General features: G+C 61.6%; 13 protein-coding genes. 3 read left to right on the forward strand and 10 right to left on the reverse strand.

Annotated features, from left to right (window positions below; translation table 11 throughout):
- Nucleotides 1–15: 15 nt before the first annotated feature.
- Nucleotides 16–1671 (forward strand): phosphoglucomutase (alpha-D-glucose-1,6-bisphosphate-dependent), encoded by a 1656-nt coding sequence (pgm, locus tag AB1555_13380; protein MEW6247682.1) that lies wholly within the window; start codon nt 16–18, stop codon nt 1669–1671.
- Between the two features lie 359 nt (nt 1672–2030).
- Nucleotides 2031–2444: a PIN domain-containing protein gene (locus AB1555_13385; GenBank protein ID MEW6247683.1), complete on the forward strand. Its 414-nt coding sequence runs from the start codon at nt 2031–2033 to the stop codon at nt 2442–2444.
- 213 nt (nt 2445–2657) lie between these two features.
- Here the strand turns inward: AB1555_13385 and AB1555_13390 are convergent, their stop codons facing one another.
- Nucleotides 2658–3125, reverse strand: coding sequence for an OmpA family protein (locus tag AB1555_13390; protein ID MEW6247684.1), 468 nt, complete (start codon nt 3123–3125; stop codon nt 2658–2660).
- A gap of 559 nt (nt 3126–3684) precedes the next feature.
- Between AB1555_13390 and AB1555_13395 the strand changes: the two genes are divergently transcribed.
- Entirely contained in the window at nt 3685–4989 is a 1305-nt protein-coding gene (locus AB1555_13395; protein MEW6247685.1) for an OmpA family protein, read from the forward strand.
- An 81-nt stretch (nt 4990–5070) separates the two neighbouring features.
- Here AB1555_13395 and lipA read toward each other — a convergent pair whose 3' ends face one another.
- The 9 genes from lipA to AB1555_13440 form a co-directional block, all read right to left on the reverse strand.
- The gene (gene lipA / locus AB1555_13400; protein MEW6247686.1) at nt 5071–6015 is read right to left on the reverse strand and encodes a lipoyl synthase; all 945 of its coding nucleotides are present in this window, start codon (nt 6013–6015) and stop codon (nt 5071–5073) included.
- Complete coding sequence (locus tag AB1555_13405; protein MEW6247687.1) at nt 6012–7214, reverse strand: dihydrolipoamide acetyltransferase family protein; 1203 nt, start codon at nt 7212–7214, stop codon at nt 6012–6014. Before AB1555_13405 ends, lipA begins: the two co-directional genes overlap by 4 nt.
- A 39-nt stretch (nt 7215–7253) precedes the next feature.
- The gene (locus AB1555_13410; GenBank protein ID MEW6247688.1) at nt 7254–7610 is read right to left on the reverse strand and encodes a hypothetical protein; all 357 of its coding nucleotides are present in this window, start codon (nt 7608–7610) and stop codon (nt 7254–7256) included.
- Between the two features lie 26 nt (nt 7611–7636).
- Entirely contained in the window at nt 7637–8005 is a 369-nt protein-coding gene (locus tag AB1555_13415) for a hypothetical protein (protein ID MEW6247689.1), read from the reverse strand.
- Between the two features lie 15 nt (nt 8006–8020).
- Nucleotides 8021–9004: a pyruvate dehydrogenase complex E1 component subunit beta gene (locus AB1555_13420; GenBank protein ID MEW6247690.1), complete on the reverse strand. Its 984-nt coding sequence runs from the start codon at nt 9002–9004 to the stop codon at nt 8021–8023.
- A 2-nt stretch (nt 9005–9006) separates the two neighbouring features.
- On the reverse strand, nt 9007–9975 hold the full coding sequence (gene pdhA / locus AB1555_13425; GenBank protein ID MEW6247691.1) for a pyruvate dehydrogenase (acetyl-transferring) E1 component subunit alpha: 969 nt from the start codon (nt 9973–9975) through the stop codon (nt 9007–9009).
- Nucleotides 9976–10099: 124 nt separating this feature from the next.
- Entirely contained in the window at nt 10100–10405 is a 306-nt protein-coding gene (locus tag AB1555_13430) for a non-heme iron oxygenase ferredoxin subunit (protein ID MEW6247692.1), read from the reverse strand.
- A 113-nt stretch (nt 10406–10518) separates the two neighbouring features.
- On the reverse strand, nt 10519–11394 hold the full coding sequence (locus tag AB1555_13435; GenBank protein ID MEW6247693.1) for an Mrp/NBP35 family ATP-binding protein: 876 nt from the start codon (nt 11392–11394) through the stop codon (nt 10519–10521).
- A 162-nt stretch (nt 11395–11556) separates the two neighbouring features.
- Nucleotides 11557–12390, reverse strand: coding sequence for a fatty acid desaturase (locus AB1555_13440; protein ID MEW6247694.1), 834 nt, complete (start codon nt 12388–12390; stop codon nt 11557–11559).
- Nucleotides 12391–12463: the final 73 nt, after the last annotated feature.

The following is a 12463-nucleotide window of genomic DNA, read 5'->3' on the forward strand; positions in this document are numbered from 1 at the left end:
GGAAAGGAAACGGTCATGGGCCTGAATCCGCTGGCGGGCAAACCCGCCTCTGCCTCGATCCTGATCAACGTTCCCCGACTGATCACGGCGTACTACACGGAGAAGCCGGACCCTGCCGTGTGCGAGCAGCGGGTCGCCTTCGGCACGTCCGGTCATCGCGGCTCGGCCTTCAAACGCAGCTTCAACGAAGCGCACATTCTGGCGATCACCCAGGCGATCTGCGACTATCGGAAGGTGCACGGCATCACCGGTCCTCTCTATCTCGGCATGGACACCCATGCGCTCTCGGAACCGGCGTTTGTCAGCACGGTCGAAGTGTTGGCGGCCAACGGGGTCGATGTCATGGTGGATCGCGCCGGAGGCTACACCCCGACGCCGGTCATTTCTCATGCCATTCTTACTTACAACCGCGGCCGAACCTCCGGTGTGGCCGACGGCATCGTCATCACCCCCTCGCACAATCCGCCGGAGGACGGCGGCTTCAAATACAACCCGCCGGCAGGCGGTCCTGCCGACACGCAGGTGACCAAATGGATCGAAGAGCGGGCGAACGCGCTGCTCTCCGACGACTTGCGCGGCATCGCACAGGTTCCCTATGAACGCGCGCGCCGCGCTTCCACCACTCACGCGCATGACTACGTCGGCGCCTTCGTCGGCGATCTCCACGCCGTCGTGGACATGGAGGCCGTCCGGTCAGCCAAGCTGAAACTCGGCGTGGACCCCCTCGGCGGGTCCGGCGTGGCTTACTGGGAGCCGATCGCAGAACGGTACGGGCTGGAGATCGACGTCGTCAATCCCGTGGTGGATCCGACGTTTCGTTTCATGCCTCTGGACTGGGATGCAAAGATCCGCATGGACTGCTCCTCGCCCTACGCCATGGCCAACCTGATCGCGCTCAAGGATCGTTTCGATGTGGCGTTCGGGAACGACGCGGACAACGACCGGCATGGGATCGTCACGCGCTCGGCAGGACTCATGAACCCCAACCACTATCTCGCCGTGGCGATCCGGTATCTGTTTTCCCATCGTCCCGGATGGAAACCGGACGCGTCTGTGGGAAAGACGCTCGTCAGCAGCAGCCTGATCGATCGCGTGGCGGCCAAACTCAGGCGGAAGCTCGTCGAAGTGCCCGTCGGCTTCAAATGGTTCGTGAACGGACTGCTGGATGGTTCACTCGGATTCGGCGGAGAGGAGAGCGCCGGCGCGTCGTTCCTGCGCCGCGACGGGAACGTGTGGACGACCGACAAGGACGGCATCATCATGGACCTGCTGGCGGGGGAGATGATGGCGCGGACCGGCCGCGATCCGGCTCAACTCTATCATGAGCTGACCCGCGAGCTGGGCGATCCGGTTTACGAGCGGATCGACGCGCCCGCGACTCCGGAACAGAAGGTGATTTTATCCAGGCTTTCTCCTGATCAGGTGCAGATGACGGAACTGGCCGGCGACCGGATCATCGCGAAGCTCACTGCGGCACCCGGCAACGGCGCGCCGATCGGCGGGCTGAAAGTCGTGACCGAGCACGGCTGGTTCGCCGCCCGGCCTTCCGGCACCGAAGACGTGTATAAGCTTTACGCCGAAAGCTTTCGCGGCGCGGACCATCTCCGCCGCATTCAGGACGAAGCCCGGGCATTGATCGCTGAGGCCCTCAAGGCGACAGGGCATGTTTAAGGGAGAGGCGTAAGGTGTTCAACGAGAGGCACTGACGAAGGTTGACGGAGACTGCAGGATGTATTACAGTGCGTATGACGTCCTGGCATATGGAGGAAACTTATGGGTATCCGAACGGTCCGACTGGACGACGAAGCGGAGAAAGTACTGAAGCAGGTGACGCAGAAGATGGGTTGGTCTGTCTCTGCTGCACTGAAGCGCGGCATACTGGTCTTGCGAGATGAGGTGACACGGCGTGCCACACAGTTGCCTTTCGAAGTGTACCGTCGTCTCGACCTCGGGCCTGGAGGCTACGCGATTGGGCCATCGACTGAGACGCGACGCGGAGTGCAGGCCGTACTCCGACGGAAACATCGTCGATGATCCTTGTGGATACCGGCCCGTTCGTGGCGTTGTTCGATCCTCAAGATGCCGAGCACGGACGATGCAAGGACATACTCAGCACGTTGCGTGATACGCTTTTCACCACTGTTCCTGTCTTGGCTGAAACCTTCCATCTGTTAACGCCGAACAGCATAGGGGCTGACCGCTTGCGCGATTTCATCCTCGACGGCGGGGTTTCCGTGTGGTTCATGGATCAGGCAGCGGTGGTACGTGCGTTTGAACTGATGGAGCAGTACGGTGACCATCCCATGGATCTCGCGGACGCCTCCCTCATTGTAGCGGCAGAATCGCTGCGTACGACAAAGGTTTTCACGCTCGATCACGCCGACTTTGATGGGTATCGCATCCGCCGTGGTCACCGTCATATCAAAGTGGATACTCTGGGATAGATCGGGGCCAAGCCGACCACGGCGCCCGGCCCTCCGGCACCGAAGACGTGTACAAGCTTGACGCCGAAAGCTTTCGCGGCACGGACCATCTCCGCCGCGTCCAGGAGGAAACCCAGGGGTTGATCGGCAAGGCGCCGGCGGCGGAAAAGTAAAACCGTTCCAGTCACAGGACTTGAGGACGACAGCCGTCCACGAGCTCAGGTCGGTGATCTGTTACTTCATGTCTTGCGCGGGAACGAGCCGCAGATGCCCCCGCCGGTTTTGCTGATAACAGGCCTCATTGTGTTGGCGGCAGAACGGGAGTTCCTTGCCGTATGAAATCCAGGCTAGTTGGCCCGGGTTCACACCGAGGTTGATGAGATAATTCCGAGCCGCCTTCGCCCGGTTCTCTCCCAGAATCAGGTTGTACTCGAAACTGCCGCGCTCGTCGCAGTGGCCCTCTATGGTCACACCGACGTCCGGGCGTGCTTTGATCCACTGGGCATCGCGGGCCAACGCTCGCTTGCCGTCTTCCGTCAGCGCCCAACTGTCGAAGGCAAAGAAGACATCCTGCAGCGCCCCCGTCGCCGGCATAGGACGCACCTCGGCGATCCGCCGATTGCCGGTCTCGCGGGATTCGGCTTCGACCACCTTGGGCCCGCTCCCGAGTTGGACCTCCGAGGGATTTTTCCCCGGAACCACGGGGGCAAATCCGGTCAGCCCGCTCTCCTTCTCGCCCGACTGACGAAAAACCGACAGGCTTGGAAAATCTGAATCGCTCTGCGTCCAACGGCTGCTGCACGCTGAGGCGGTCAACATCAGCAGGCAGATACTCCCTGCAAGACAGGGTATCGTGCACCGGGAAACCATAGGGCCTCCTCCGTTTGAAGCACCTTCGATGCCGAGACACCCGCCACTCTTTCACGGTTTTGCCGCGGATGTTCTCCGGCTGAACTTCGGTTGTCTTGGTCGTCGTCGAGGGAATGTCGAAATAAGCATAGCACCGCCCAGATGTGCAGTTTTGACACGCTCTGTAGGGGCGCTCATACAAGCCCAGATTTGGAAGGCCCTTCTAAATCCGTCCATCGGCAGTTGCCGGCTTGTGGCATTGTCGTTGCTCAACTCCAAAGGGTTCCTCTTTAACCGAGCCGCGTTGGGGGGCAGATTTGCGCGGGTGAGTACCACGCGGAACCGGTTCCACAAGCGGAACGCGAGAACGAACAGGCAGACAACCCACACGGAATCGAGTGAGGAGGTCAACATGAACCACAGAGCGTGTGCGCTGGCCCTATTGTGCGCTGTCACAGTGAGCGGATGCGTCAGCGGGGAACGCTATAGACAGACGCTGGGAGAGCTCGCCCAGGCCCGGAAAGCCTCGGCCCAGACCTCCGCGGCATTTGAGGCCTTCAAGCAACAGGCGGCCGCCGAGGCCGAGCAATTCAGGAAACACGCGGCGGACGAAATCGCGGCGCTTCAGCGGGAGTTGAGCAACGCCAGAAAGGCCTTTGAGGACGCGACCGCCCGCCTGGCGGCCGTCGAAAAAGAAAAGGAACAGGCGACAGCGGCGCTGGCTCAGGCCCGGGATCAGGCGCGCGAACTGGAGACGAAGCTCGCCGCCGAGCAGGCGAAAACCGACGCGTTGCAGCAGGATAAACAGCGGCTGTTAGCCGGGACCACCACCGCACAAGATGAAATCGCCAGGCTCCAGAAACGCGCCGGAGAGCTGGAGACGGAAAGCGCGCGGGCCAAAGACCTCGAAAAACGGCTGTCGGAGCGGGACCGGGAAATCGGCACGCTGCGCCAAGCCGCGGCGGATCGAGAAAGCCTGGCAACCAAGCTTGCGGCGCTGACTCAGGAGGTGGAGCAAAGCAAGCAGCGCGTCGCGGCCCTGACCAGTGAGCTGGCGGCTGTCACCGGGGAGGCGGCCCGGGTTCGGACTGAGCGCGACCAGACGCTTCAGGACCTTGGCAAGCTTCAAGCCTCGCTCGAACAGGAGCAAGAACGGTTGAGGGCTGAGGCGGAAGAAAAAGCCCGTTTGGAACAGGATCGAGCCGCCAAGGAAGCGGAGATCCAGCGTCTCACCAAAACGCATGAAGATCTGACCAAATCCTTGCAGGCCGAAATTGCGAAGGGGGACATTACGATCAAGCAGGTGCGGGACCGGCTCACGATCAACATGGTGGACCGTGTGCTGTTCGACTCCGGTCAGGCGAAGGTCAAACCGGCCGGGCTCAAGGTGCTCAAGCAGGTGAGCGAGATTTTGAAGAAGGTGACGGACAAGCAGATCCGGATCGAAGGCCACACCGATAACGTGGCGATCGGCGCGAAGCTCAAGGACCGCATCCCGACCAACTGGGAATTGTCCACCGCGCGCGCCACCAGCGTCGTGCGCTACCTCATCGAAGAGGGCGGTGTAAATCCCGCCAACTTGTCGGCGGTCGGCTATGCCGATACGCAGCCGATCGCGAGCAACGAGACCGAGGAAGGCCGCACGGCGAACCGCCGTATTGAGATTGTGCTGTATCCGAAAGACCTGTCGGAAATTGCAAAAAAGATGAAACTGTAAATCGCGGGTCGGCGACCTGAAGGAAGGAAAACTCATAGCCTGCACGGGCGGAAGTGAAAGACAGGATAATGGGCGTACGGGCTACGTCTGAACCGTGCGCCCATCCAGAGGCCCGTGAGAATCGCCGCTCTGCTCTGCGGCGTGGTAGGAACTTCGCACCAGCGGGCCGGATTCGACGTAGGCAAACCCCATCGCCAGACCCTCGGCTTTCAACGCGGCGAACTCGTCGGGATGATAGAAACGGGCGACCGGCAGGTGCTGTTTGGTCGGTTGGAGGTACTGGCCGATTGTGATGATGTCACAGCCGACCGACCGAAGGTCACGCATGGCGTCCCGCACTTCCTCCATGGTCTCGCCCATTCCGACGATCAGGCCTGACTTGGTTCGCATCCCCATCTTCTTGGCACGATCCAACAACTCGATCGATCGTTGATATTTACCCTGTGGCCGGATGGACGGAAACAGCCGGCGCACCGTTTCGATGTTGTGGTTGAGGATATCCGGCTTCTCGGCCGCGACCGTCGCCAATGCCGCTTCCTGGCCTTCAAAGTCCGGGATGAGGACCTCCACCGCGCAGGTCGGAATCAATCGTCTGATCTCTCGGATGGTCTCGGCGAAAATGGACGCCCCGCCGTCTTCCAATTCGTCCCGGTTGACGGAGGTGATCACGGCGTGCCGCAGTCCCAAGGCTCGGACCGCCTCGGCGACGCGCCTCGGTTCTTCGAGGTCAAGCGTATGGGGCCGGCCCGTCGTCACTGCGCAATAGTGGCACCGGCGGGTACAGATGTCGCCCAGGATCAAAAAGGTCGCCGTGCGGGCGTTCCAACATTCCCAGACGTTCGGACAGCGCGCTTCTTCGCAGATGGTGTGGAGATCGAGCGTATCCATGATCCGCCGGATGTCCCGGTAGTTCGGCCCCTGCTGGATGCGGACCTTGAACCAAGGCGGAAGGCGGCGGGTCTCGCGGATAGCTGACGGCGTCTCTCCGTCGGCCTTCCGCACCTCGGATATCGGCACGAAGCTCATGCTTGCTCCTTCGGCAGAATCAATTCCAGAGGATGTTCCAGGATACGTTTGAATTCTCTCAGAAACTGCGCTCCTTGCATGCCGTCGATGGCGCGATGGTCGCAGGACATGGTGACTTTCATGCGCCGACTGATTTTCACGGTCCCCTCCTCCACCGCCGGCACGTCGCGAATGGCCCCGACGGCCAAGGCCGCAGCCTCTGGAGGCATGAGCACGGCGATGAAATTCTCCACGTCGAACATCCCCAGGTTGGAGATGGTGAACGTGGCGCCTGTGTACTCCTGCGGTTGCAGGCGTTTGCCGCGCGCCCGTTCGATCAACGAGCGCGACTCGACCGCGATCTGCTCGAGGGACTTGACGCCGCAGTTTCGGACGACCGGCGCGACGAGCCCGTCGACCATGCCGACGGCGACGCCGATATCGATCGAGCCGTGCCGGCGGATGGCCTCGCCTGTGAAGGAGGCGTTGATCTCCGGATGTTTAGCGAGCGCCAACGCCGCCGCTTTGATCAGCAGATCCGTCACGCTCGGATGCGTGCGGCGGCTATGTTTGAACTGCTGGCGCAGCCGCTCGGCTTCTTCCATGTCGATTTCGGTCGTGAGGTAAAAATGCGGGACCGGCGCCTTGCTCTGGATGGTGGCCCGTACAATGGCCTTGCGCATCTGGCTCAGCGGGACATCAACACCTGCGGAGGGGGCCGGTCGGGCGGCGGCCGCCTCCAACACATCTTCCTCGACGATCCGCCCGTCCGGACCGGTGCCGGTGATCGTGGAGAGATCGACGCCCTTCTCGGCGGCCAACGCCTTCGCGCGGGGCGAGGCGAGGATGCGCGTCGGTTTGGCGGCCGGTTCCGCGGCCGCGGGCGGAGCCTCGGACGGCGGCTTGGATGGGGCCGGCTTCTCGGTCTTTGTCGAGGGCGCGGCCTCGATACGGTCGGCCAGTGCGGCGGTGATATCCTCGTCGGCCTCCGCGATCACTCCGATCAGGGTGCCGGATTTGACGGTTTCGCCCTCGCGGACCAGAATCTTGCGCAGGATGCCGGAGGCGAAGGCCTCCAGGTCCATGACGGCTTTATCCGTTTCAATTTCGGCCAGGACATCGCCGGCCGCCACCTTGTCGCCTTCGTGTTTCTTCCATTTGACGACGACGCCTTCTTCCATCGTGTCCGTCAGTTTGGGCATCACGACACGACTCGCCATTGACCGCTCCTTGTGTTCAGCTTACCACCGATTGCGGAGTTACGTGTTGAACCATCGGCGTAGCCATCTGAATACGTTGAAGAGTCCGTGTTCCTCCGGTTGCCGCGTCGGGTCCGGATACTCGACCCAAGGTTCTTGAGACCCCAGATACACGCCGTTACGAACGCTCACCCGGCTTCTGAGTTGACGGTAGCCTCGTACCTGGAGAACCCGAACAAGCTCGATCAGCGCGGCTTCCCGGGTGTCTTTCTCGTCAGTCAGAATGCGCTCGGTCTCGTACCGGAAGACGGCCCTGTACCCGTCGCCGGCGCGCTCGAAGTCGACCGACCGGTTGAATCCCCGCTCGCGGGCATCGAGGCCGGCCAATTGATAGGTTTCCGTCTGGGCGGTCGCCATCGCGCGTGGTGACGTTTCGGACGCCGTTATTGTGCGCGGAAGACGGCCAGCAAGTCGCTCAGGGCGATCGTCTTGTTTTTCAGCACCACGCGCTCGGCCTTCAAGTCTTTTAACACGGAGGCCTTCCCCGTTCCGCCCTTCAGACAGGCAGCGCCCAGTGCAAGGACTCGGTCGCATTCTTGTTCGACCTTGCCCTTCACCACCGGGTTCACCGTCAGAATCTCCAGCATCTTGGACCTGGTCGAAGAGAGATGCGCCTCCAGCTCCTCGTCCGGATAGGCCTTCCGAGCCGCCTCGTCCACGCAACGGTCCAGATATTGGGTCAGGAATACGTAGAGTCGAACCAGGGTCTCGGTGATTTCGATGTGCCCCATCGTGACGGATTGTCCGGCCATACGTCGTCCTCCTTGTTATCCTCGGTACGTCACCCGTTTGACCGCTCCCATGACCCGGGCCTTGTCCGGAATCGCGGCATCTTCCAGCGGCCGGCTGTACGGCATCGGGACATCTTCGCCGGTGACGCGCACGATCGGGGCATCCAGGTAGTCGAAGGCCGCGGCATACACGCTGTCGGCGATCTGCGCGCCCAATCCGCAGAAACGCCATCCTTCCTCGACAATCACCAGACGACCGGTTTTCTTCACCGACTCGACGATCGCGGTCAGATCCAGGGGCTTCAGCGTGCGCGGATCGATCACCTCGGCCTGGAGCCCCTCCTTGCTCAATTCCTCGGCCGCTTCCAAGGCCACCAGCAGCATCTTCGAATAGGCCACGATCGTCACATCCTGTCCTCGCCGCTTGACCTCGGCCCGGCCGATCGGAATCGTATACTCGCCATCCCCAACTTCCCCTTTGGTGCCGTAGAGGAGCTGGGCCTCGATGAAAATGACCGGATTCGGGTCGCGGATGGCGCTTTTCAGTAGACCCTTGGCGTCGTGCGGCGTCGCTGGCGCGATCACTTTGAGTCCTGGCACGTGACAGAACCAGGCTTCGAGACTCTGAGAATGTTGCGCGGCCAGTTGGTGGGCGGCGCTCCCCGGTCCCCGGATCACCATAGGCACCGACAATTGGCCGCCGGACATGTACCGGATCTTGGCGGCGTTGTTGACGATCTGATCGAGGGCTAGGATGCCAAAATTGAAGGTCATCAGCTCGACAATCGGACGCAAGCCCGCCATCGCCGCACCGATGGCCAGTCCGGTGAAGCCGGCTTCGGTGATCGGCGTGTCCAGGACCCGTTGAGGGCCGAATTCCTCGACAAAACCCTTGCTGACCTTGAACGCGCCCTGATAGTAGCCGACTTCTTCGCCGATCAGGAACACGCGAGGGTCCCGACGCATTTCCTCGCGCATGGCCTGATTGAGCGCTTCACGATAGGACAGCTCTGTCGGCACGGTCACTCCTCGACCATCACGTCGGTGTAAAGTTCTCGGGGCTCGGGGAACGGGCTTTCCTCGGCGAACCTGACGGCGGCGTCCACGATGTCGTACACCTCCCGCTCCAGAGCTTTGAAATCCGCCTCCGTCCCCAGGCGGTTCGTCACAATCGTCTCTTTGAGGAGCAGCAGCGGGTCGCGTTTCCGGTATTCCTCCACTTCTTCCTTCGTGCGATAGTGGCCGTGCGCCGGGTCCGCCATGGAATGGCCCATGAATCGATACGTCATCGCTTCGACGAAAAAGGGGCCTTGTCCGGCGCGGACCTGCTCGACCACTTTCTGCATCAGAGCCCGGACGGCCAGTACGTCCATGCCGTCCACACGCTCGGCCATGATGCCGTAGGAACGCGCCGTTTCTGCGACGTCGGAATACAGCGCAATAGCCCGCTGCATCGGCGTTCCCATCCCATAGCGGTTGTTCTCGCAGATGAAAATCACCGGTAACTTCCAGAGGGCCGCGAGGTTGAACGCTTCGTGCGCATGGCCGCTGGGCACGGCTCCCTCCCCGAAAAAGCACAGAACGACTTGGTCGAGCTTTTGGTAGTTGGCCGCGAAGGCCAGGCCGGTCGCCAGCGGGATGTGCCCGCCGACGATCGCGTACCCGCCCATGAAGCGGCGTTCCACGTCCACGAGATGCATCGAGCCGCCTTTCCCCTTGCACAGGCCGGTGGCTTTGCCGAACAGTTCGGCCATCACTTTGCGGGGGTCCGAGCCGCGCGCGAGACAGTGGCCGTGATCGCGGTAGGCGCTGATGACATAGTCGTCGGGCCTGATGGCGGCGATCGCGCCGACGGCGATGGCTTCTTCTCCGATGTACAGATGAAGGAATCCGGCGATCTTGGCGAGGGCGTACATCTCCGCCGATTTCTCTTCGAACCGGCGGATCACGAGCATCTGACGGTACAGCGACAGCAGGTCGGCGCGATCCATGCCACGGTATTATGCATGGACAGAGGAGACCCGCACAAGTACGCAGAGACGCGGCGCGGGATCAGGCTTCTGCCGGGGTCGGGCTGGGAGCAAAGAAGGCGAGACGGTGCCGGAAAGAAAAAGGTTAGAGGAGCACTTTGATGTCTGTCCCCTCGACTTTAACCGGGTAGGACTTGACGCAAGCGGCAGGGTTGTTCACCGACACTCCGGTCTTCACGTTGAACTGCCAGCCATGCCAGGGACAGGTCACCACTTCTCCATCCAGGTCGCCCTCGCCGAGCGGGCCGCCGCGGTGGACACAGGTGTTGTCGATCGCATAATAGGTGCCGTTGACGTTGAACACGGCGATGGATTGCCCGTTGGCCTCGGCGACCATCCCGCTCCCCGGAGCGATGTCGGACGTGCCTGCGACTCTCACAAAATCAGCCATGTCACCTCCTGCCCTTGCTTGCGCAGCGACGCGCCGTGCTCAGTCTTCTGAGCGCGTCGAGAAAACATCTTACCAGTTGATTCCCCTCTTCTCCTCGCTGGATTGCAGGCTCGCTACTTGTCGGCAAAAGGTCCTTTGATCTTCTTCAGCAGGCGCTCGACGCCCTGGTCCTCTCCGCCCGCGTCCATTTCCCTGAGCCTGATTGCGATCTTGGTCGCGATGTCGCGAAAAGCGGCCGCCTGCGGCGATTGGGGGTCGGCCGTGACGATCGGTCTGCCGGTGTCGCCTCCGTCTCGGATCGCGGGATCGATCGGGATCCTGCCCAGAAACGGCACGCCCAGTTTTTCCGCCGCCCGTTCCCCGCCTCCGTGCGAGAAGATGTCGGTCCGATGCCCGCAGTGACCGCAGACGAAGTAGCTCATGTTCTCGATGATCCCCAGCAACGGAACGTTCACTTTCTGGAACATCATCAGGCCCTTGCGCACGTCGTGCAACGCCACCTCCTGCGGCGTGGTCACAGTGACGGCGCCGGACAGCGGCACGAGCTGGGACAATGTCAGTTGCGCGTCGCCGGTGCCGGGCGGGAGATCGATCAGCAGATAGTCCAGTTCCCCCCAGAGGACATCGCGGAAGAACTGCTGGATGGCCGTGTGCACCATGGGGCCGCGCCAGACGACCGCAGTCTCTTCCGGGACGAAGAACCCCATCGAAATCAGTTTGACGCCGTGGCTCTCGGCCGGCGCGATCTTGCCGTCTTTCTGCTCGGGCGGCTTCTCCACCCCCATCATCATCGGGGTGTTGGGGCCGTATATGTCGGCGTCCAGCAGGCCGACCTTCGAACCGTCCAAGCTCAGCGCGACTGCCAGATTGACCGCGACGGTGGACTTCCCCACCCCGCCCTTGCCGCTGCTGACGGCGATCACCTTCTTGACGCCCGGGATGAGATTTTGACCGCCCTGGGCGGTGGGTCCTGGATTCATTTCAGGCATGACACCACGTTTCTTTCGAACGGCGCTTGAGAGCGCCCGTTCCGTACGACCTGAGCACGTTCCATCATAAGCGATGAAGCGAGGAAAAGGAAATGGGCCTCTCGGCCCAGGCCGGCCTGGGCCGAGAGGGACGCATGAACTCGATGTCGGGGGGAGTGATCGTTACGATTTCTGCCGCTGGAGGTTGTAGGCCAACCCTATCAACGACAGGCTGTAGATCAGCCACTTCGAGGGGTCGAAGTTATACCACTTGGGTCCGTTTCGGTAATCGCGCAGATACGTATGGTGATAGTTATGATAGCCCTCGCCGAACGTGATCAACGAGATGAGCCAACAGTCGCGGCTGCTGTCAAGGTTCCCGTGCGATTGGGAACCCCAGAGGTGACAGATCGAATTGATGCAGAACGTCGAGTTCAACACGAGGAAGGTCCGGCAGACCCCGGCCAGCAGGAAACAGCTCAAGCCGCCCGTCCAGCCTCCGTTGACCAGGCCGATGACGAAGGGAAGAGCCAGACCGGACAGCACGATCGGCACATACCAGCGGTGCTGCCACATGACCACCCGATCCTTGCGGAGCCGAAATTCATATTTCTCATCGCGATGCGGTGATTTGATGAAGATCCAGCCGCAGTGGCTGTACCAGAATCCTTTTTTCGCGTTGTAGGGATCTTCCTCCTGGTCGCAACGGGCATGGTGCCGAATGTGATCGGCGCACCATCGCAAGGCCGAGTTTTCCAACGCCCACCCGCCTGCAACCAGCAGACAGGCTTTCACCCATTCGGGACATTCGAAGCTGCGATGGGCGATCAGCCTGTGATAGCCCACGGTGATGCCGAGTCCGCTCGCCATGTACAGGATCGCCAACATGATCCAATCGACCGCGTTGAATCCGTGGAAATACCCGAACAGTGGGACGCCGACCAACGTCGCCAGCGTGACCGCCGCGAAGAGCACAATGGTGAGATAATCAAGCGAATGCTGCTGCGTCCGGCCCATGCCTCCTCCTGCGCCCGTAGCCGTTTGACCAAAGCCGTCGCTGGACCAACGGCGTATGCGGCCAGATGCTATC

It is taken from the genome of Nitrospirota bacterium (assembly GCA_040755395.1).
Classification (GTDB): Bacteria; Nitrospirota; Nitrospiria; order Nitrospirales; family Nitrospiraceae; genus DATLZU01.